At 73.3% G+C, this 20533-nt stretch carries 21 protein-coding genes; 12 read left to right on the plus strand and 9 right to left on the minus strand.

Features of this window, described 5'->3' with window-relative positions; translation table 11 throughout:
- Nucleotides 1-48: 48 nt before the first annotated feature.
- The 3 genes from panB (at nucleotide 49) to B446_RS11815 (ending at nucleotide 2963) form a co-directional block, all read left to right on the plus strand.
- On the plus strand, nucleotides 49-915 hold the full coding sequence (gene panB, locus B446_RS11805) for a 3-methyl-2-oxobutanoate hydroxymethyltransferase (RefSeq protein WP_020939667.1): 867 nt from the start codon (nucleotides 49-51) through the stop codon (nucleotides 913-915).
- 204 nt (nucleotides 916-1119) lie between these two features.
- The gene (locus tag B446_RS11810; RefSeq protein ID WP_020939668.1) at nucleotides 1120-2145 is read left to right on the plus strand and encodes an ATP-binding cassette domain-containing protein; all 1026 of its coding nucleotides are present in this window, start codon (nucleotides 1120-1122) and stop codon (nucleotides 2143-2145) included.
- Nucleotides 2142-2963, plus strand: coding sequence for an ABC transporter permease (locus tag B446_RS11815; protein ID WP_020939669.1), 822 nt, complete (start codon nucleotides 2142-2144; stop codon nucleotides 2961-2963). Before B446_RS11810 ends, B446_RS11815 begins: the two co-directional genes overlap by 4 nt.
- A 13-nt stretch (nucleotides 2964-2976) precedes the next feature.
- Here B446_RS11815 and B446_RS11820 read toward each other — a convergent pair whose 3' ends face one another.
- Nucleotides 2977-6240, minus strand: a complete 3264-nt coding sequence (locus tag B446_RS11820) for a BTAD domain-containing putative transcriptional regulator (RefSeq protein WP_020939670.1) — start codon at nucleotides 6238-6240, stop codon at nucleotides 2977-2979.
- A 14-nt stretch (nucleotides 6241-6254) separates the two neighbouring features.
- A complete protein-coding gene (locus tag B446_RS11825; protein ID WP_020939671.1) occupies nucleotides 6255-6740 on the minus strand; it encodes a DUF6578 domain-containing protein in 486 nt (161 codons plus the stop codon).
- 108 nt (nucleotides 6741-6848) lie between these two features.
- Between B446_RS11825 and B446_RS11830 the strand changes: the two genes are divergently transcribed.
- Entirely contained in the window at nucleotides 6849-7649 is an 801-nt protein-coding gene (locus tag B446_RS11830) for a site-2 protease family protein (RefSeq protein ID WP_020939672.1), read from the plus strand.
- Here B446_RS11830 and B446_RS11835 read toward each other — a convergent pair.
- The 3 genes from B446_RS11835 to B446_RS11845 all read right to left on the minus strand — a co-directional run bounded on the left by B446_RS11835 (nucleotide 7639) and on the right by B446_RS11845 (nucleotide 9736).
- The gene (locus B446_RS11835) at nucleotides 7639-7881 is read right to left on the minus strand and encodes a hypothetical protein (RefSeq protein ID WP_193384451.1); all 243 of its coding nucleotides are present in this window, start codon (nucleotides 7879-7881) and stop codon (nucleotides 7639-7641) included. The two genes, B446_RS11830 and B446_RS11835, sit on opposite strands and share 11 nt — an antisense overlap.
- Nucleotides 7882-7885: 4 nt before the next feature.
- Nucleotides 7886-8599, minus strand: a complete 714-nt coding sequence (npdG, locus tag B446_RS11840; RefSeq protein ID WP_020939674.1) for an NADPH-dependent F420 reductase — start codon at nucleotides 8597-8599, stop codon at nucleotides 7886-7888.
- A 63-nt stretch (nucleotides 8600-8662) separates the two neighbouring features.
- Nucleotides 8663-9736, minus strand: coding sequence for a sialidase family protein (locus tag B446_RS11845; RefSeq protein WP_020939675.1), 1074 nt, complete (start codon nucleotides 9734-9736; stop codon nucleotides 8663-8665).
- A gap of 108 nt (nucleotides 9737-9844) precedes the next feature.
- Here B446_RS11845 and B446_RS11850 point away from each other — a divergent pair, with 108 nt between their 5' ends.
- Together B446_RS11850 and B446_RS11855 are read left to right on the plus strand one after the other, a co-directional pair.
- Nucleotides 9845-10447: a hypothetical protein gene (locus B446_RS11850; protein ID WP_020939676.1), complete on the plus strand. Its 603-nt coding sequence runs from the start codon at nucleotides 9845-9847 to the stop codon at nucleotides 10445-10447.
- Between the two features lie 72 nt (nucleotides 10448-10519).
- A complete protein-coding gene (locus tag B446_RS11855) occupies nucleotides 10520-11794 on the plus strand; it encodes an MFS transporter (RefSeq protein WP_020939677.1) in 1275 nt (424 codons plus the stop codon).
- Here B446_RS11855 and B446_RS11860 read toward each other — a convergent pair whose 3' ends face one another.
- Entirely contained in the window at nucleotides 11795-12031 is a 237-nt protein-coding gene (locus B446_RS11860; RefSeq protein ID WP_020939678.1) for a hypothetical protein, read from the minus strand.
- Nucleotides 12032-12089: 58 nt separating this feature from the next.
- Between B446_RS11860 and map the strand changes: the two genes are divergently transcribed.
- Nucleotides 12090-12947 carry a type I methionyl aminopeptidase gene (gene map, locus B446_RS11865; protein ID WP_020939679.1) on the plus strand — a complete coding sequence of 286 codons (858 nt, stop codon included), beginning with the start codon at nucleotides 12090-12092 and terminating at the stop codon, nucleotides 12945-12947.
- A gap of 168 nt (nucleotides 12948-13115) precedes the next feature.
- Nucleotides 13116-13763, plus strand: a complete 648-nt coding sequence (locus B446_RS11870) for a heme oxygenase (biliverdin-producing) (protein WP_020939680.1) — start codon at nucleotides 13116-13118, stop codon at nucleotides 13761-13763.
- A 12-nt stretch (nucleotides 13764-13775) separates the two neighbouring features.
- Here B446_RS11870 and B446_RS11875 read toward each other — a convergent pair whose 3' ends face one another.
- Nucleotides 13776-14420 carry a PhzF family phenazine biosynthesis protein gene (locus B446_RS11875; RefSeq protein WP_020939681.1) on the minus strand — a complete coding sequence of 215 codons (645 nt, stop codon included), beginning with the start codon at nucleotides 14418-14420 and terminating at the stop codon, nucleotides 13776-13778.
- A gap of 128 nt (nucleotides 14421-14548) precedes the next feature.
- Here B446_RS11875 and efeO point away from each other — a divergent pair, with 128 nt between their 5' ends.
- The 4 genes from efeO (at nucleotide 14549) to B446_RS11895 (ending at nucleotide 18948) form a co-directional block, all read left to right on the plus strand.
- Nucleotides 14549-15685, plus strand: coding sequence for an iron uptake system protein EfeO (efeO, locus tag B446_RS11880; protein WP_020939682.1), 1137 nt, complete (start codon nucleotides 14549-14551; stop codon nucleotides 15683-15685).
- An 11-nt stretch (nucleotides 15686-15696) separates the two neighbouring features.
- The gene (gene efeB, locus B446_RS11885) at nucleotides 15697-16977 is read left to right on the plus strand and encodes an iron uptake transporter deferrochelatase/peroxidase subunit (RefSeq protein ID WP_020939683.1); all 1281 of its coding nucleotides are present in this window, start codon (nucleotides 15697-15699) and stop codon (nucleotides 16975-16977) included.
- Nucleotides 16978-16980: 3 nt separating this feature from the next.
- Nucleotides 16981-17856, plus strand: a complete 876-nt coding sequence (gene efeU, locus B446_RS11890) for an iron uptake transporter permease EfeU (RefSeq protein WP_020939684.1) — start codon at nucleotides 16981-16983, stop codon at nucleotides 17854-17856.
- Nucleotides 17857-17955: 99 nt separating this feature from the next.
- Nucleotides 17956-18948, plus strand: a complete 993-nt coding sequence (locus tag B446_RS11895) for a hypothetical protein (protein WP_043475374.1) — start codon at nucleotides 17956-17958, stop codon at nucleotides 18946-18948.
- Between the two features lie 51 nt (nucleotides 18949-18999).
- On the opposite strand, the gene B446_RS11900 is transcribed toward B446_RS11895, so the two are convergent.
- Both B446_RS11900 and B446_RS11905 read right to left on the minus strand, forming a co-directional pair.
- A complete protein-coding gene (locus tag B446_RS11900; protein ID WP_020939686.1) occupies nucleotides 19000-19737 on the minus strand; it encodes a bifunctional DNA primase/polymerase in 738 nt (245 codons plus the stop codon).
- Between the two features lie 177 nt (nucleotides 19738-19914).
- Entirely contained in the window at nucleotides 19915-20529 is a 615-nt protein-coding gene (locus B446_RS11905; RefSeq protein WP_020939687.1) for a TetR/AcrR family transcriptional regulator, read from the minus strand.
- Nucleotides 20530-20533 lie beyond the last annotated feature (4 nt).

Here is a 20533-nt window from a genome sequence, read left to right on the forward strand (position 1 = left end):
CCGGGGACGCCGTGAGGGCGCCTCGAGATGACTGAAGGAGCCGTTGCCATGACGCAGCTTTCGGCTGCCCAGAACAAGCCCTCCGACGGCAGCAAGGCGCTGTACGGGGGGAAGGGCACACGCCGCATCACCGTCCGCGACATCGCCCTCGCCAAGGAGCGGGGCGAGAAGTGGCCCATGCTCACCGCCTACGACGCGATGACCGCGTCCGTCTTCGACGAGGCCGGCATCCCGGTCATGCTGGTCGGCGACTCGGCGGGCAACTGTCACCTGGGGTACGAGTCCACCGTGCCGGTGACCCTCGACCAGATGACCATGCTGTCGGCGGCCGTCGTCCGCGGCACCAGCCGCGCCCTGATCGTCGGCGACCTGCCCTTCGGCTCCTACCAGGAGGGTCCGGTGCAGGCGCTGCGCTCGGCGACCCGGCTGGTCAAGGAGGCCGGGGTCGGCGCGGTCAAGCTGGAGGGCGGCGAGCGGTCGCACGAGCAGATCCGGCTGCTGGTGGAGTCCGGCATCCCCGTCATGGCGCACATCGGGCTGACCCCGCAGTCGGTCAACGCGATGGGCTACCGCGTGCAGGGGCGCGGCGAGGAGGCCGCCCAGCAGCTGCTGCGCGACGCCAAGGCCGTGCAGGACGCGGGCGCCTTCGCGGTCGTGCTCGAACTCGTGCCGGCGGAGCTGGCCGCCGAGGTCACGCGGGTGCTGCAGATCCCGACGGTGGGCATCGGCGCCGGTCCGGAGACGGACGCGCAGGTCCTCGTGTGGACCGACATGCTCGGGCTGACCTCCGGCCGGGTCCCTAAGTTCGTCAAGAAGTACGCGAACCTGCGCGAGGTCATGACCGGCGCGGTCAAGGAGTTCGCGCAGGACGTCGTCGGCGGGACCTTCCCGCTGGAGGAGCACTCCGTCCACTAGACCACCGCGGCAACACCCCGGCAGCCCCGCTGATCGTCCCCCGTCGGCGGGGCTGCCCCTTTCCCGTGGGCGCGGCCCCGGGGGGGCACAGGCCGGGTCCGCGGGCGCAGCAGCCCGGTGCGGCGTGACCGCTGTCGGCCGGCTGTCGGCGGCTGTAGGCGGGCTGTCGGTGGTTTGTCGGCGGACGCTGGCACCGTCTTCGGCATGACGCGAATCGACGACAACCCCGCCGGCGGGCGCCCCGCCGTGACCGTACGGGGACTGGTCAAGCACTACGGCGAGACCAAGGCGCTGGACGGGGTCGACCTGGACGTGCGCGAGGGCACCGTGATGGGTGTGCTCGGGCCCAACGGAGCCGGCAAGACCACGCTCGTGCGGATCCTGTCCACCCTCATCACCCCGGACGCCGGGCAGGCCACCGTGGCCGGCTACGACGTCGTGCGCCAGCCCCGCCAGCTGCGCCGGGTGATAGGGCTGACCGGTCAGTACGCCTCCGTGGACGAGAAGCTCCCCGGCTGGGAGAACCTGTACATGATCGGCCGGCTGCTGGACCTGTCCCGCAAGGACGCCCGCACCCGCGCCGACGAGCTGCTGGAGCGGTTCTCCCTGACGGAGGCCGCCAAGCGCCCGGCGGGCACCTACTCCGGCGGTATGCGCAGGCGGCTCGACCTCGCCGCCTCGATGATCGGCCGGCCGGCCGTGCTCTACCTGGACGAGCCGACGACCGGCCTCGACCCGCGGACCCGCAACGAGGTCTGGGACGAGGTCAAGGCGATGGTCGGGGACGGGGTCACCGTGCTGCTCACCACCCAGTACATGGAGGAGGCCGAGCAGCTCGCCACCGAGCTGACCGTCGTGGACCGCGGCAAGGTGATCGCAGGCGGCGGCATCGAGCAGCTGAAGGCCAGGGTCGGCGGCCGCACCCTGCGGGTCCGGCCGGTGGACGCGCTCCAGCTGCGCCCGCTCGCCGCGATGCTGGACGACCTCGGCATCACCGGGCTCGCCGCCACCACCGTGGACACCGAGACCGGAACCCTGCTGGTACCGATCCTCAGCGACGAGCAGCTGACCGCCGTGGTCGGCGCGGTCACCGCGCGCGGTATCACCATCTCCTCCATCACCACCGAACTGCCCAGCCTGGACGAGGTGTTCCTGTCCCTCACCGGCCACCGCGCCAGTGCCCCGCAGGAGCCCACGCCCGCCGACGACCGCCAGGAGGTCGCCGTATGAGTACCGCCACCCTGACCCCGGCCGCCGTGAAGGCGGACACGCCCATCACCCTGCGGGCCCATCTGCGGCACACCGGCGCGCTGATCCGCCGCAACCTGCTGTGGATCCGGCAGGACCCCGAGTCGATGTTCGACGCGATCCTCTTCCCGGTCATCTTCACCCTGCTGTTCGTGTACGTCTTCGGCGGCTCCATCGGGCAGTCGCTGGGCGGCGGCCAGGACCGGTACGTGCAGTACGTGATCCCGGGACTCATGGCCATGATGGGCATGAACATGGCGCAGGGAGTGGGCACCGGTTTCAACCAGGACTTCAACTCCGGTGTGATGGACCGCTTCCGCTCGCTGCCCATCGGGCGCGGCTCCGTCCTCTTCGCCAAGATCGCGGTGGAGCTGCTGCGCATGCTGTTCGCGACCTGCGTGCTGATGGTGGTCGCCGTCCTCGTGGGCTACGACATCCACAGCTGGAGCGGGCTGCTGGCCTCCGTCGGCCTGTCGGTGGTGTTCGGCTCGGCCCTGATGTGGGTGTTCCTGACCCTCGGCGTGGTGATGAAGAACGCCCAGTCGGTGCAGGCGATGGGCTTCCTCGTGCTGATGCCGCTGCAGTTCGGCTCCTCGATCTTCGCGCCGACCGCGTCGATGCCGGGCTGGCTCCGGTCGTTCACCGACTACAACCCGCTGTCCGCGCTGGCCGACACCGCGCGTGGCCTGATGGAGGGCGGCCCGGTGGCGCACGACCTGTGGGTGACCCTGATCTGGTCGGTGGGACTCACGGCGGTCATGGCGCCGGTCGCCATCCACAAGTTCCGCACCAAGGCCTGACCCGCCCGGGCGGTCAGACCAGGGCGGTGGCCTCCGCGAGGGAGAGGCCACCGCCCTCCGCGTACGCGGCGTCGAACGCCGCCCGGTCGAGCACGGCGCGGACGGCCGCCTCGGCGTGGGCGCGGGTCGCCCGCTCGGCCCTCGTGGCGACATGGCCCGGGGGCAGCAGCGCGTGGGCGGTGCCCAGCAGGCGGGCGGCCTCGACCGCGCGGCCGCCGCCGTCGGCCTCCGCGAGGGCGGCCGCGGCGATGCTCAGGTACAGGGGCTGCAACTGCGGGGCGATGGCCAGGGACAGGGGGTCGCGGGCGCGTGCCAGCGCCTGCCGGATCTTGTCCAGGGACTCCTCGGCACGGCCGTCGACGATGTCCACCCAGGCCTCCTGGCCGAGGATGAGGGCGTCGAAGACGACGAAGTGCGCGATGTTGAACCCCTCGCGCAGCAGCCGCAGCTGCTCGCGCGCCTCCTCGACCTGGCCGGCCAGGCAGAGGTGGGCGGACAGGAAGAGGCGGGCCATCGGCAGCGCCTCGCTGATGGTGCCGTCCGTGCGCGCGATGATCTCGCGCAGCAGGCGCTCGCCCTGCTCCGGCTCGCCGGTCTCCAGCAGCACGGCGCCCAGGCGGATGCCCAGCACCGCCGCCTGGGCGTGGGCGCCGAGGCGCTCGGCGTGCGCGACGGCCGCCCGGAAGTCGGCGGCCGCCGCCTCGTAGTCGCCCTTGCGCTCGTACGACTCGCCGCGGGCGGAGAGCGCCTCGGCGGCGCCCCAGGCGTCCCCGAGGCGTTCGAAGATCTCCAGCGCCTCGTCGGCGTCACGGGTGGCGTCGCCCGCCCACTCGGTGCGGTTGGCGAGGATGTTGGCGCGCATCTGCAGGGTGCCGGCCAGCTCCCACTCGAACCCGGGGGTGTCCCGGCAGGTGCGGACGCAGGAGTCGAGGATGGCGCGCAGCCGGTCGACGCCGCCGGTCAGCAGCTCGGCGAAGAACCAGAGCATCCCCGGGGCGCGGCAGGTCTGCGGCATGCCGGGCTCGTAGACCCGGGTGATGGCGCGCATCTTGGCCTGGGCCGCCGGGGTCTGCCAGGTCTCCAGTTCGGTGTCCATGCAGGCCAGATGGGCCAGGTGCAGTCCGCGCCGGGCCTCGTCGAGCAGCTCGCCGGTGTAGGGGGGCGGGGTGTCGGTGCAGCGCTGCCACACCGGGGCGGCCCGGCGCACCGGCTCCTCGAACGGGTCGGGGCCCAGCTCCATGACCTCACGGCACAGGTTGCGGGCCTCGACGCGCAGGTCGCGCATCTGCCAGTACCAGATCAGGCCGTGGATGATGCAGAGCGCCTCCTGCTCGTCCCGGCCCGCGATGGCGTGCCGCAGGGCGTGGCGCACGTTCTCGTACTCCAGCTGGAGCCGGTCGACGGCGGCGCGCTGGCCGGGACCGCGCAGCAACGGGTCGGTGGTGCGGGTGAGTTCGCGGTAGTACGTCAGATGGGCGCGTTCGGCCTCCGGGCGGCGCCCGGTCTCGTCCAGCCGTTCGGCCGCGTACTCGGCGACGGTCTCCAGCAGGCGGTAGCGCATCTGACCGTCGGCCGAGGGGGCGGCCACCACCAGGGACTTGTCGACCAGGGAGCCGAGCGCGTCCAGCGCGAGCGGGCCGCAGACGGCCTCGGCGGCGGCCAGGTCGCAGCCGCCCGCGAACACCGAGAGCCGGCTGAGGACGTCGCGCTCGTCGGTGTCGAGCAGGTCCCAGGACCAGTCCACGACGGCGCGCAGGGTCTGCTGGCGGGGCAGCACGGTGCGGCTGCCGCTGGTGAGCAGCCGGAAGCGGTCGTCGAGGCGGTCGGCTATCTGGCGGGGCGTGAGCATGCGCAGCCGGGCGGCCGCCAGCTCGATGGCGAGGGGCAGTCCGTCGAGCCGCCGGCAGATCTCGGCGCACGCCTCGGGGTCGTCCCCGACCCGGAATCCGGGCCGGGCGGCCGCACCCCGGTCGGCGAGCAGCCGCAGCGCGACCGGCTCGGGCAGCGGCTCCACGGGCCGCACCACCTCACCGGGCACGCCGAGCGGTTCCCGGCTGGTGGCGAGCAGGGTCAGCCCCGGGCAGTGCGCCAGCAGGCGTTCGGCGAGCTGGGCGGCGGCCTCGACGACGTGCTCGCAGTTGTCGAGGATCAGCAGCATCCGGCGCCGGGCGCAGTGCTCCACCAGCCGCTCGGCCGGATCGTCGTGCCGGTCGGCGACGGCCCGCATGCTCTCGGCGCCCGCACCGTGCAGCACGGTCTCGCGGGCGCCGATCGCGGTGAGCACGGCCCGCGGCACGGCGTCCGGGTCGTCCACGGGCGCCAGCTCGGCCAGCCACACCCCGTCCCGGGCGTCGTGCCGTACGGCGTCGGCGGCCTCCTGCGAGAGCCGGGTCTTGCCGGCGCCGCCGGGTCCGAGCAGGGTGACGAGGCGGGCCGTCGCGAGGTCGGCGCCGATGGCATCGATGTCGGACTCCCGGCCGACGAACGAGGTGAGCCGGGCGGGCAGGTTGCCGGGCCGGGGCGCGGGCGCGGGGGCCGCGCGCGGCGGTTCCTCGCTGAGCAGTTCGGCGTGCAGAGCGCGCAGTTCGGGGCCGGGGTCGGAACCGAGCCGGTCCGCGAGCAGCCGTCGTACGTCCTCGTAGCCGGCGAGCGCCTGGGCGGGCCGGCCGGCGTCGCGCAGCGCCCGCAGCCGCAGCGCCTGGAGCGACTCGTCGAGGGGGTGGCTGTCGCACAGCGCGGCCAGCTCGGGCAGGGTCTGCTCGGCGTGGCCGAGGGCGAGGGCGGCGGTGTGCCGGGCGCGCAGGGCGTCCAGGCGGCGGGTCTCCCAGCGGGCCGCCTCGGCGGCGCGGTCGGGCAGGTCGGCCAGAGCGGCCCCGTGCCACAGGGCGAGCGCGTCGTCCAGGACGGCGGCGGCCTTGGCCGGGTCGCCGTCGGCGAGGGCGGCCAGGCCCTCGCCGGTCAGCCGGTCGAACCGGTTGAGGTCGATGTCGTCGGGGTCGGCGGCGAGCCGGTAGCCGCCGTCGGCGGAGGCGACGGCGTCCGTGCCGAGCGTCCGGCGCAGCCGGCCGACCAGTGCCTGGAGCGCGCCGGTGGCGTCGGCGGGTGTGTCGGCGCCCCAGACCTCGTCCACCAGCACGCCCGCCGGCACGGTGCGGCCGGTGCGCAGGGCGAGCACGCTCAGCAGGGCACGCAGCCGCGCGCCGCCGATCGGGACGGGTGTGCCGTCGGGGCGGAGTGCCTGGGTGGGACCGAGGAGGCGATAGCGCACGGGACCCATTGTCTCCGGTGGCGTCAGGGGCGGTCACCGGGCCGGTGCGGTGTGGCGTCGGAAACCTCCAGGGCGACGAGGACGCCGACGGCGCGGCGGACACGGAAGGGGACGCGGCGCGGCGGCTGCTCCTCCTCCTCGAACGCGTTGAACCACCGGGGGCAGCTGCGGACGGGCTCCAGGGTGGGCGGGCCCGGCACCGGCTTCAGCCTGCGCCCGGTCGACCGGAAGACCAGCGTGCCGGGCGGCACGTCGGCGAGTTCCGCGGCTTCGGCGGCGCGGGGGTCGTGGTGGGCCAGGAACTCCTGGTGCACCAGGTCGATGGCCCGGACACCGCCCACGGTCTCCCGGTCGGGGCCGCCGTGGTTCTCCACCCACGCCTCGGCGCCGTGCCGCCGGTCCTCGCCGTCGTAGGCGACCAGCTTCCAGGCCACCTCCTCGCCCACGTCGAACGGGCTGCCGCAGCATTCCATCTGCCAGTCCTCGTAGAACACCTTCATCAGTGCCATCTCCCCAGCGTCCAGGAACCGGCGGGCGGTCGCGAGACGTTTTCCCCGCGAGTCCGGTGCGGGTACGGTCGGGCTTCCCGCCCGCCACGCCCCTCAGGAGCCCGGACCATGACCACCGTCACCACCAGCCGAGGCGATCGGCGGATCAGCCCCGTCTTCCTCGGGATCCTGGCCGTCGCCGCCGTGACCGGCTGGGCCACCTGGACGGGCTTCGCCGAGCAGCCGGGGATCGCGCTGTTCCTGTTCGTGACGGCGGCCTGGATCGTCTCCCTGTGCCTGCACGAGTACGCGCACGCGCGCACCGCGCTGCACAACGGGGACGTCTCGGTCGGCGCGAAGGGCTACCTGACGCTGAACCCGCTGAAGTACACGCACGCGCTGCTGAGCATCGTGCTCCCGGTGGTGTTCATGATCATGGGCGGGATCGGCCTGCCGGGCGGCGCGGTCTTCATCGAGCGGGGCCGCATCCAGGGCCGGTGGCGACACAGCATGATCTCGGCGGCGGGCCCGCTGACCAACGTGGTGTTCGCGGTGGTGTGCACCGCGCCCTTCTGGCTGCACGCCCTGGACGGGGTGCCCCGCGACTTCCGGTACGCGCTGGCGTTCCTCGCGCTGCTCCAGGTGACCGCGGCGATCCTGAACTTCCTGCCGGTGCCGGGCCTCGACGGCTACGGGGTGATCGAGCCGTGGCTGTCGTACCAGGTGAAGCGGCAGGTGGAGCCGTTCGCGCCGTTCGGCCTGATGATCGTGTTCGCGCTGCTGTGGCTGCCGGCGGTGAACGGCGTGTTCTTCAACGCGATCCACGCGGTCCTGCGCGCCCTGGGGATCGACGAGGTCCAGACGTACTGCGGCTACGACCTGTTCCGGTTCTGGCGGGAGAACGACCCCGGCTGTTCGATCATCCCGTGACGGACTTGCCGCCGGCGGCGTTGTCCCGGGCGCGCTTGACGTAGTACCAGGTCATGTTGGACGTCAGCCCCGCGAGCAGCACCCAGACGATGCCCAGCCAGCTGCCCTGCACGAACGAGACGACGGCCGCGGCGGTGGCCAGGAGGCAGACGATCAGGGTGTAGAGGGCGATGCGGGGCATGACGGGGGGCTCCTGTCGGGGGACACTGCTGAGGTCACCAGTGTCCCCCATGGACTCACACGTCGGTGACGCGGAGCCCGGCGTGTGCCTTGTAGCGGCGGTTCACGGAGATCAGGTTCGCGACCAGCGACTCGACCTGGTGGGCGTTGCGCAGCCGGCCGGCGAAGATGCCGCGCATGCCGGGGATGCGGCCGGCCAGCGCCTGGACGGTCTCCACGTCGGCGCGGGCGTCGCCCAGCACCATCACGTCGGTGTCGATCTCCTCGATCTCCGGGTCCTGCAGCAGGACGGCCGACAGGTGGTGGAAGGCGGCGGTGACCCGGGAGTCGGGCAGCAGGGCGGCGGCCTGCTCGGCGGCGCTGCCCTCCTCGGGCCTGAGCGCGTAGGCGCCCTGCTTGTCGAAGCCGAGCGGGTTCACACAGTCGACGACGAGCTTCCCGGCCAGCTCCTCGCGCAGCGACTCCAGGGTCTTGCCGTGGCCCTCCCACGGCACGGCGACGATCACGATGTCGCTGCGGCGCGCGGTCTCGGCGTTGTCGGCGCCCTCGACGCCGTCCCCCAGCTCCTCGGCGGTGGCCCGGGCGCGCTCCGCGGCCCGCGAGCCGATGATCACCTTCTGCCCGGCCCGGGCGAGCCGGTGGGCGAGGCCCTTGCCCTGCGGGCCGGTGCCGCCGAGCACGCCGACGACCAGCCCGGAGACGTCGGGCAGGTCCCAGGGGTCCTTGGCGGGGGCCTTCGCGGGAGTCTGTGCGCTGTCGGTAGAGGTCATGGGCCGACTCTACGTCCGCCGGGCGGGCGGCACCGCGCGTCCGCGGGGGCCGGTGGCCGCGGTTCAGGTGAGCCGCGTCACGGGGAGGCGACGGAAGGTGATGGTCTCGTAGGCGCTGAAGTCCCCGGTCTCGTAGAGGAGTCCGACCGTGTCCCGGTCGACGCGGACCAGGTCGGAGTAGGCGGCGGGCAGTCCGTCGACGGTGTGGGCGGTGCGCCAGGTGGTGCCGCCGTCGGCGGAGGCGCGGACGGTCATCAGGGCGCGGGCGGCGGGGTCGGCCGGGCCGGAGAAGAGCAGCAGGTCGGGGTCGCGGAGTTGCAGCACGGCGGCCTCGCAGACCGGGGTGACGAGGCCGGCCTGCGGGCGGAACGGTTTGACGAGGGTCCTGCCGCCGTCCCGGGAGTGGGCGTCGGCGCGGTTGCCGGGGGACGGGGAGTCGTTGCGGGTGTTGAGGTAGACGCGGCCGTCGGGGAGTTCGGCGGCGGTGGTCTCGTTGACGTTGACGTAGCCGTCGGTGTTCTCGTCGAGGTAGCCGAGGTACCAGTTGGCGCCGCGGTCGTCGCTGAGCAGGCAGTGGCCGCTGTTGTAGCGGGCCTCGGCGCCGGTGTCGGTGCCGGTGGGCGGCAGGGTGTGGTTGGCGGGGACCAGGACGCGGCCGGAGGTGAGCTGGAGGGCGTGGCCGGGGGTGGTGGCGTACCAGCGCCAGCCGGGCCGCTTCACCTGGTGGGTGATCTCCCGGGGCGGGGACCAGGTCCGTCCGTCGTCGTCGCTGTGCCGCAGCCACACCCGGCGGCCGTCGGCGTCCGTGACCCGGCCGCGCAGGATGGCGTCCTCGGTGGCGGCGGCCGCCGCCCGGACGTGCACGAGCAGGACGCGGCCGGTGTCCAGGACCACGGGGGCGGGGTTGCCCGCGAGGTTCCTCCCGTTGCTCGCGGCGACCTGGAGCGGTCCCCACGTGCGGCCGCCGTCCGTGGACCGCTTCAGCACGATGTCGATGTGCCCGTGGTCGGCCGCGGAGCCGGCCCGGCCCTCGCAGAAGGCGAGCAGGGTGCCCGCGCGGCTCGCGACGACGGCGGGGATGCGGAAGCTCGCGTATCCCTCGTGGCCCGCGCGGAAGGGGACGGTCACGTCGGTCATCGGACGGCTCCTCGGTGGACGGCGACGGTCCGTCACCCCTCCCCGGGTCGGGCGAATTCGGGGTGAACTCCACGTCACGACTGACCGGTTGCGGCAGTATGCGGTCGCATGGACGCCGTACGGGTCGCGCTGCTGCGCGAGGTGCTCGCCGGGACCGAGTGGCTGGGGGCCACCCGGCGGTTCGCGGGGACGCTGCGCGGGTCGGTGGTGGCGCACGGCGGCGGGCTGCTGCTGGTGGGCACGCCCGCGTACGAGCCCTGGCACCTGGCCGCGCACCTGGCGGACGAGGCGGCCTGGTCGGGCACGCCCGAGCTGGCGCCGACGCTGGTACGGCACCACGCGCGCCCCTCCGACCCCGCGCACCTGGCCGTCGGTCCAGGGCGGATCGAGGCGGCCGGACGCGGCGAGACCCTGCTGGTGGTGGCTCCCGAGGAGCCCGCGGAGCTGCTGGAGCGGGTGCACGGCGCGCGCCGGGCCGGGGTGAAGGTGCTGGCGCTCGGCGCGGGCGGGGGCGAACTGGCGGCGATGGCCCACGACACGCTGGCCGTGCCGGAGAGTGCGGAGCTGGACCTGGACAGCGTGCAGCACCTGGTGAGCGCGGCGGCGGGCGAGAACGGGGGCGGGGGCTCGCCGCGGGGCCGGCGGGGCTTCCGTGACCGGCTGTCGAGGCTGGCGGAGATCCTGACGGCACCGCCGGCCACGCCCTGGTGACCTTGCCGCCCGCCCGGCCGCCCGCCCGGAAAAGAAGTTGCCCGGCGCCGGGGCCGAGCGGAGCATGCTGCGGTGCCCGCACTCCTGCCCGACCTCGCCCCCTGGAAAGCCTCCGCCGACTTCCGCAGGCTGTGGGCCTCCGGCCTGATCAGCAACTTCGGCAGCTTCCTGACCTTCGTCGCGCTGCCGGTGCAGCTCAAGGACCTGACCGGCTCCGCGGCGGCGGTGGGCGCCGTCGGCGCGGTGGAACTGATCCCGCTGATCGTCTTCGGGCTGTACGGCGGCGCGCTCGCCGACGCCCTGGACAAGCGGCGGCTGATCGTGTGGACGGAGGCGGGACAGGGCCTGCTCAGCGCCGCCCTGCTGGTGAACGCGCTGCTCCCCGGGCCCGCCGTGTGGCCGCTGTACGTGGTGGCGGCGCTCTCCTCCGCGCTGGTGTCGGTCCAGCGGCCCGCGCTGGACTCGCTGCTGCCGCGGATCGTGGCCCACGAGCACCTGCCCGCCGCCGCCTCCCTGAACTCGCTGCGCTGGACCGTGGGCGGGGTGGCCGGTCCCGCGGTCGCGGGGGTGGTCGTCGCCTACGCGGGCCTGGGCTGGGCCTACGCCGCCGACCTGCTGACCTTCGCGCTGTCGCTGGTATTCGTCGTCCGCATCGCGCCCTCCCCCGCCTCGCACGAGGCGGCCAGGCCGGATCTGCGGGCCGTCGCGGAGGGTGCCCGCTACGCCTGGAGCCGCAAGGAACTCCTCGGCACCTACGCGGTCGACCTCGCGGCGATGTTCCTGGCCATGCCGCTGGCCGTGCTGCCGTTCCTCGCCGACGAGCTGCACGCCGCGTGGTCGCTCGGACTGATGTACGCGACCTTCCCGCTGGGCGCGCTGCTGGTCAGCGCGACGAGCGGCTGGACCTCGCGGGTGCACCGGCACGGCCGCATGGTGGTGCTGTCGGCCGCGCTGTGGGGCCTGGCGGTCACCGCGGCGGGTCTGGTCGGCGACGTCTGGCTGGTGCTGCTGCTCCTGACCGTGGCCGGCGCCTGCGACATGGTCAGCGGGATCTTCCGGGGCGCGATGTGGAACCAGACGATCCCCGACGAGCTGCGCGGCCGCCTCGCCGGTATCGAGCTGCTGTCCTACTCGGTGGGACCGCAGCTCGGCCAGGTCCGCTCCGGCGGTGTCGCCGCCTGGGCGGGCGTGCGGACGTCCGTGTGGTCGGGCGGGGCGCTCTGCGCGGGCGCGATGGGGCTGCTGGCCCTGTGCCTGCCCGGACTGATGACCTACGACGCCCGGACCAACGCGCACGCGGTGCGGCTGCGCGAGCAGCGCGCCGCGACCGCGCCCGCGCGGGTGTGATCAGTCGTCCCCGGCGCTCTGGCCGCCCCCCTTGGCGTCGTGCCAGCGGGGGTCGGTCTCCCACTCCAGGTTGCGTTCCTGGGCGATCTCCATCGCGCGCTGCGCCTCCTGCGGGCTCGCGTAGGGACCGAAGCGGTCCTTGCCCGGACAGTCCGGGCCCTCCTCGACCTTCTTGTGCTCCAGGCAGTAGTACCACTCGCCCGGTTTACCGACGGTGCGCTTCTTGAACAGGGCCATGAACTGCTCCTCTCGCCATCGACATGTTCCCCCGAGCCCGCTGGTTAGACTCGCTGACATGTCCGCCCAGTCGCTGCTCGTACCAGGGGAACTCTCCCCCACCCGCCCGGTACCCGGGAACATCCGCCGCCCCGAGTACGTCGGCAAGCCCGCGCCGGCGCCGTACACCGGTCCGGAGGTGCAGACCCCGGAGACCGTCGAGGCGATGCGCGTCGCCGGCCGCATCGCCGCGCAGGCGATGGAGGAGGCCGCGAAGATCATCGCGCCCGGTGTCACCACGGACCAGCTGGACCAGGTCGCCCACGCGTACATGTGCGACCACGGCGCCTACCCGTCCACGCTCGGCTACCGGGGCTTCCCGAAGTCGCTGTGCACCTCGGTCAACGAGGTCATCTGCCACGGCATCCCGGACTCGACGGTCCTCAGGGACGGCGACATCGTCAACCTGGACGTCACGGCGTACATCGGCGGGGTGCACGGCGACAACAACGCCACCTACCTGGTGGGTGACGTGGACGAGGAGTCCCGGCTGCTGGTGGAGCGGACCCGGGAGTCGCTGAACCGGGCGATCAAGGCGGTCAGGCCGGGCCGGCAGATCAACGTCATCGGCCGGGTCATCGAGTCCTACGCCAAGCGGTTCGGCTACGGCGTCGTCCGTGACTTCACGGGTCACGGGATCAGCTCCTCGTTCCACTCCGGCCTGATCATCCCGCACTACGACAGCCCGCACGCGACGACCGTGATGCAGCCGGGGATGACCTTCACGATCGAGCCGATGCTGACGCTGGGCAGCCACGAGTACGACATGTGGGACGACGGCTGGACGGTCGTGACCAAGGACCGCAGGCGGACGGCCCAGTTCGAGCACACGCTGGTCGTGACGGAGACCGGGGCGGACATCCTCACCCTGCCGTGACGGCCCGCCGGCGCGCCGGCCACCCGTCCCGTCGAAGCCCGTCCCGTCGAAGCCCGTCCCGGCGTCCGGGGCGGGCTTCGACGCACATCCGGGGGCGGGCTCCTGATGTTTTTCCGACATCCTGTCGGTAAAGTTACCGACAGCAGGTCGGCAAACGGAGGAGAGTCCATGGAGTCGTTCTCGACCGTGATCCGCACGGCGTCCCACGAGCAGCACGTGGAGGCGGAGACCTCGACGTTCATGGGCGACCTGCTCGGCGGCCGGCTCGGCGTGGCCGCGTTCGCCCGCTACACCGAGCAGCTGTGGTTCGTCTACGAGGCCCTGGAGAGCACCGCCGGGCGGCTGGCGGCGGACCCGGTGGCCGGGCCCTTCGTCCGGCCGGAACTGCTGCGAATGCCCGCGCTGGAGCGGGACCTGGCGCACCTGCGGGGTCCGGGGTGGCGCTCGACGCTGTCCGCCCTGCCCGCGACCCGTGCGTACGCCGACCGGGTCCGGGAGTGCGCCGAGGGCTGGCCCGGCGGGTACGTCGCCCACCACTACACCCGCTACCTGGGCGACCTCTCCGGCGGCCAGGTCATCCGGGACCGCGCGGAGCGCACCTGGGGCTTCGCACGCAAGGGCGACGGCGTCCGCTTCTACGTCTTCGAGGACATAGCCAACCCGGCCGCGTTCAAGCGCGGTTACCGCGAACTGCTGGACGCCGTCGAGGCGGACGAGCTGGAGCGGCAGCGGATCGTGGCGGAGTGCCGCCGGGCGTTCGACCTGAACACCGGGGTCTTCCGCGCCCTGGGCGCGGAGTTCCCGCTGAGCGCGTAGGCCGGACGCGGCCTAGCGCTCCAGGAGGACGCGGCCGCCGATCTCCACCCAGCCGTTCGGCTGCGGTGCGGTCAGGATCTGCGAGCCCCTGCCCTGGGTGATGTTCAGGGCGCGGCCGAGCCGGTCGGTCAGGAGCAGCGCCGCGGCGCCGGTCGCCTCGTCCTCCTCGATGCCGTCGTCGCGGCCGGGGAAGGCGCGGGCGCGGACCCGGCCGGCCGCCTCGTCCTCCCAGGCCCAGGCGTACAGCCACGCGCCGGGCGGCGGGACGGTCAGGGCGTCGACCTCGGCGGCGGTGGCGAACTGGCGCAGGGTGCGGGGCGGCACCCACTCCGCGCGGGCCTCGATCCAGCTGAACTCGCCGTCGAGGCGGGCGCCGACCTCCCCGGCGGGCGTGACCAGTTCGGGCACGTCCAGCAGCCAGGCCGTGCCCACGCAGGGGTGGCCGGCGAAGGGCAGCCGCAGGGTGGGCGTGTAGATGTCGATCACTCCGCGCTCGGGGTCGTCCACGAACACGGTCTCGCTGAACCCGAGCTTCGCGGCGAGCTCCTGCCGGTCGTCCCGCCCGGGCAGCACCGAGCCGTCCCGCACGACACCGAGTTCGTTGCCGTAGCCGCCGTTCGGCGCGCAGAAGACGCGGAGTACGTCGTAATCAGTCACTCCGGAATTGAAACACCGCCCCCCGTGAGAGCTGAATCACGACCCCGCCGGGCGGTACTGAGGTAAGCCTCAGGTAAGTTAGGGCAGCCTCACCACACCGCACCACACCGGATCCGCTGGGAGCCTGCATGCGAGCCGTCCGACTGACCGTCACCGCCGCCACCGCCGTGGCCGCCCTGACCGCCCTCTCGGCCTGCACCGCGAAGAGCGACGCCGCCGACGGCGACGCGATCCGGGTGACCGCGGCCGACGCCACGTGCGAGACCTCCACCAAGTCGGTACCGGCCGGGCAGGTCACGCTGAAGATAGAGAACAAGGGCTCGAAGGCCACCGAGGTCGAGATCCTGTTCCCGGACGACCGGATCGTCTCCGAGAAGGAGAACATCGGCCCCGGCACCAAGTACACGCTGACCGCCGAGGTGAAGGCCGGCGCCTACGAGATCGCCTGCCGCCCCGGCATGAAGGGCCACGGCGTCCGGCAGAAGCTCACCGTGACCGGCGGCGGCGCGACCGCCGGGCGCGACCCGCGGCTCGACAAGGCCGTCGCCGACTACCGCCAGTACGCGCAGGACCAGGCCGACCGGACGCTGCCGCTCGTCGGGACCTTCGTGAAGGCCGTCAAGGACGGCGACCTGGCGGCCGCCAGGAAGGCGTACGCGCCCTCGCGCCTCGGCTGGGAGCGCACCGAGCCGGTCGCCGAGTCCTTCGGCGACATCGACCCCAAGGTCGACGTCCGCGAGGACGGCCTGGAGGACGGCCAGAAGTGGACCGGCTGGCACCGTCTGGAGAAGGCCCTGTGGGCCGACAAGAAGATCGGTGCCGAGGAGAAGACCCTCGCCGACCGGCTGGTCACCGACCTGAAGGACTGGCAGGAGCGGGTCGGCAAGGCCGAGATCACCCCCTCGTCCATGGCCAACGGCGCCAAGGAGCTGCTCGACGAGGTCGCCACCGGCAAGGTCACCGGTGAGGAGGAGCGCTACTCGCACACCGACCTGGTCGACTTCAAGGGCAACGTCGAGGGCGCGCAGAAGGCGTACGACCTGCTCAAGCCGGTCGCCTCGAAGAACGACCCGGCGCTGGCCAAGGAGCTGGACAAGCAGTTCACCGCGCTCGACACGCTGCTCGACAAGTACCGCTCCGACAAGAACTCCTACGACTTCGTCTCCTACGACAAGCTCACCAAGGACCAGACCAAGGAGCTGTCGGACGCGGTCAACGCCCTCGCGGAGCCGCTGTCCAAGCTCGCCGCCGCGGTCGTGAAGTAGGAAGGACGGGCATGACCGAGACCCAGGACACCACCACCGCCTCCCCCGCGGGCTCCCCGTCCCGCCGTGCGCTGATCGGCTGGGGCGGTGCCGGGCTCGCGCTCGGTGCCGTCGCGGCCGGCGGTGCCGTGGCCGCGACCCGGGCCGGTGACGACGCCGACCCCGCCGCCGCCGAGGCGGGCGGTGCCGTCGCGTTCCACGGCGCCCATCAGGCGGGCATCGCCACCCCGGTCCAGGACCGGCTGCACTTCGCCGCGTTCGACGTGAAGACCGACGACCGCGCCGAGTTCGTGCGGATGCTGAAGGACTGGACGGCCGCCGCCCGCCGGATGACCGCCGGTCACGCGGTCGGCGAGGGCGCGTACGGCGGACTGGCCGAGGCACCGCCGGACGACACCGGCGAGGCCCTGGGGCTCGCCCCCTCCCGGCTGACGCTGACGATCGGGTTCGGACCGTCCCTGTTCGAGCGGTTCGGGCTGGCCGGCAAGCGGCCCGCGGCCCTGGTCGACCTGCCCAGGTTCGCGGGCGACAACCTCGACCGGACCCGCACCGGCGGCGACCTGTGCATCCAGGCCTGCGCGGACGACCCCCAGGTCGCCGTGCACGCCATCCGCAACCTGGCCCGCATCGGCTTCGGCAAGGTCGCCATCCGCTGGTCCCAGCTCGGCTTCGGCAAGACGTCCTCCACCACCCCGGACGCCCAGACGCCCCGCAACCTGATGGGCTTCAAGGACGGCACCCGCAACATCGCGGGCACCGAGACGGACCGGCTGAAGAAGTTCGTGTGGGTCGGCGACGGCGACGGCGGCAAGGGCGAGTCCTGGATGACCGGCGGGTCCTACCTGGTCGCCCGCCGCATCCGGATGAACATCGAGACCTGGGACCGGACCTCGCTGCAGGAGCAGGAGGACGTCTTCGGCCGCGACAAGGGCGAGGGCGCCCCGGTCGGCAGGGCCAAGGAGCACGACAAGCCGTTCCTGAAGGCGATGAAGCCGGACGCGCACGTGCGGCTCGCGCACCCCGACTCCAACAACGGGATCACCATCCTGCGCCGGGGCTACTCCTTCACGGACGGCACGGACGGCCTCGGCCGCCTCGACGCGGGCCTGTTCTTCCTGGCCTACCAGCGCGACGTCCGCAAGGGATTCATCCCGCTGCAGCGGCAGCTGTCGGCGAAAGACGCGCTCAACGAGTACATCCAGCACGTGGGTTCGGCGGTCTTCGCGGTCCCGCCCGGCGTCCGGGACAAGGACGACTGGTGGGGCCGGACGCTGTTCTCCGAGGAGGCGTGACCCGTGTTCTCCAACTACCTGATCGGCCTGCGCGAGGGCCTGGAAGCCAGCCTCGTCGTCTGCATCCTGATCGCCTACCTGGTCAAGACCGGCCGCAGGGACGCCCTGAAGCCGATCTGGATCGGCATCGGCATCGCCGTCGCCATCGCCATGGGCTTCGGCTGCGCCCTGGAGTTCGGCTCCCAGGAGCTCACCTTCGAGGCGCAGGAGGCGCTCGGCGGCTCGCTGTCCGTCATCGCCGTCGGCCTGGTGACCTGGATGGTGTTCTGGATGCGGCGCACCGCCCGGCACCTGAGGTCCGAACTGCACGGCAAACTGGACGCGGCCCTCGCCATGGGCACCGGCGCGCTGGTCGCCACCGCGTTCCTGGCCGTCGGCCGGGAGGGCCTGGAGACCGCCCTGTTCGTGTGGGCCTCGGTGCACGCCGCCTCCGACGGCACCCCGCGCCCGCTGGTCGGCGTGGCCCTCGGCCTGGCCACGGCCGTCCTGCTCGGCTGGCTGTTCTACCGCGGCGCCCTGAAGATCAACCTGGCCAAGTTCTTCACCTGGACCGGCGGGATGCTGGTGGTGGTCGCGGCGGGCGTGCTGGCGTACGGCTTCCACGACCTCCAGGAGGCCAACTGGATCCCGGGCATCGCCGACCTGGCCTTCGACATCAGCGGCACGATCCCGCCGGACAGCTGGTACGGCACCCTGCTCAAGGGCGTCTTCAACTTCCAGCCCGACCCGACCGTCGTGCAGCTGGCGGTGTGGGCGCTCTACCTGGTGCCGACCCTGGCCGTCTTCCTGGTCACGCCCGAGTTCCTCGCCCGGCTCAAGGGCGGCGGGCGGAGCACGGCCGCTCCGGCGGCCGAGGAGCGGGTCCCGGCCGCCGAGTGACGGCGGGGGCCGACGGTACCGAGTGCGTGAACCGGCCACCCGCGCGTGTTCCCGTCCCGGTAGGGTTCGCCTCCGGAAAGGGGAGGGTGAAGGCACTTCATGAGCAGGGATCGCGGTCGTCGTGGGCTCCGTCGGCGTGACCGGAACGCACTCATAGCGGCCTCGCTGACCGCTTTGTCGATGACGGCGAGCGGATGCGTGGTGGTGCACGGCGAGCGCGAGGTACTGCCCGCCACCAGCCGCGCCGAGGCCGCCAAGGCGCTCGTGCGGTTCACGGACGCCTACAACAGGGCCGACAAGGCCTACGACCGCTCCCTGGACGCGGGGCAGGTCACCGGCGCTCTCGCCGACATCGACGGGGCCCGGCTGAAGGCCGGGCACGTCAACCACCCTTCCGGCAACCCCCGGCACACCCCGCTGGAGCTGACGGACGCGCACTTCACGATCCCCGCCAAGGCCGGCTGGCCCCGCTGGTTCGTCGCGGACGCCAAGGGCAACGTGGGGGGCGGCGCCCGCTGGCTGCTGGTGTTCACCCGCCACGGCCTCGGCGAGCAGTGGAAGGTCGCCTATCTGACGCTGGTGGCGCCCGGCGCCGTACCGGAGTTCAGGAAGGACGCGGACGGGTTCGCCGAGACCGTCCCCGCGGACGCCCCGGGCCTCGCCGTGCCGCCCGCCGGCCTGAGCAGGGCCTACGCGCGCTATCTGCGGGACGGCGGGAAGACCTTCGCGGACGGCCGGAGCACCAGCGCGCTGCGCGCGGACCGCGCGCGGCGGGCCAAGAAGCCGGGTCTGGTGCGGCAGTTCATCGACGAGCCGCTGACCCGCGGCGACTACGCGCCGCTCGCGCTGCGCACGGCGGACGGCGGGGCGCTGGTCTTCTTCACCACGCACCACTTCGAGAAGCAGACCGCCGCCGCGGGCACCTCGGTGCCGGTCCCGAACAAGGACGTGCAGGCCCTGACCAAGGGCGAGGTCAAGCAGTCGCTGACGCTGGAGATCGTCTCCAACGAGGCCGCCCTCGTCCCGGCGGGCAGCGGCCCGGTGTCGATCGTGGGCCAGGTGCGGGGGCTGACGGCCGCGCAGGGCGAGTAGGCCCGCCCGGGACCTCGACGGCCCGCTCGCGGGAGGGGGCGCCCGCGCGGCTCAGTGCCGCGGGGGCCAGGCGGCGCCCGCCCGGCCGGCCTCCGTGCCGACGTGCCGGGCGCAGGCGTCCGTGAGCGCCTCCAGCAGGCTCAGCGGGTCGGGCAGCGGCTGCTCCGGGCCGCGCACCCAGTGCACCCCGCGGTCCTCACCCGGCAGCCGGGCGGGCGGCACGAGGACGTAGGAGCCGCGGCAGTGCCAGCGAAGACCGGGGTGCTCGTCCATGGTCTCGGGGTGGCAGTCCAGCTCGCAGGGCCACCACTCGTCCTCGTCCTCGGGGGTGCCGCGGGTGAGGGTGAAGAACAGCATGCGGCCGTCGTCGCTCTCGGCGACCGGGCCGACCTCGACGCCGGCCCCGAGCAGCCGGTCGAGCGCCTCCCGGCCGGCCTCCAGGGGCACGTCCAGGACGTCGTGCGTCATGCCGGTGGCGGTGATGAAGTTGGCCTCCGGTTGGTGCCGGGCCCAGCGCTCGATCTGCCCGCGGTCCGTCGTGGACTGGGTCTGCCAGGCGAACGACACCGGGTGCCGGGCCGGGGTCGGGCAGCCGACGCGGTCGCAGGAGCAGCCGTAGCCCGCACCGGGGTGCGCGGCGGGGGCCAGCGGCAGTCCGGCCGCTGCGGCGGAGAGCAGCAGGGCCTCACGGCCGCCGGTGTCGTCGGCGGTCTCCTTCGGGCGGCGGCCGAGCAGCCACTGGGAGAGTCTGCCCTGCCGGCCGGACCGGCCGCCGAACGTCGCGCTCATCTACCCCTCGCCTCGCCGTGGTCGCCTCGCTGTGGTGCGGCCAGCATGCCTCATCGTCCCACCTTCCCCTGCCCCGGGGTGCCTGTCGGGCAATCCGGGCGATGCGGACGAGACGTGCCTCACAGACCTGCCTCGCGGAGCGGGCGGACTGGGCGGCCCGGGCCGTCCCGGGGCCGGTCAGCGCGGGGCGATGCCGTGCAGCGCGTAGTCGACCAGCGTGTCCGTGTAGTCGTGGGAGATCGGGCCGGTGCGCTGCAGCCACCGCTGGGCGAGCGGGGAGACGAACAGCTCCAGCGCGATACGCGGGTCGACGTCGGCGCGCACCGCCCCGGTGGCCTGCGCGGAGCGCAGCCGGTCGACGTAGAGCTGGAGCTGGGGTTCGAGGAGCTTGGTGACGAACTCGCGGCCGACCTGCTCGTTGACCAGGCCCTCGGCGGCCAGGGAGCGGGCGGGCACCTCGAAGCGCGGGTCGAGGAGTTCGTCGATCGTGGCGCGCAGCACCGCCTTGAGGTCGGCGGCGAGATCGCCCGTGTCGGGGACGGCGGACGCCTCCTGCCCGGCCGTCCGCGCCATCTGCTCGCCGAGGTCGAGGAAGGCCTCCAGCAGGACGTCCGCCTTGGAACCCCACCACCGGTAGATGGTCTGCTTGCCGACCCCGGCCCGGGCGGCGATCCCCTCGACGGTGGTCCTGGGGTACCCGGCCTCGGCGACCAGGGCGAGGGCGGCGGCGTAGATCGCCCGCCGGGACTTCTCGCTGCGGCGGGTGGCGTCGGGGGCGGGCTTCTTGACCATGGGG

The sequence above is a fragment of the Streptomyces collinus Tu 365 genome, from assembly GCF_000444875.1.
Lineage (GTDB): Bacteria > Actinomycetota > Actinomycetes > Streptomycetales > Streptomycetaceae > Streptomyces > Streptomyces collinus_A.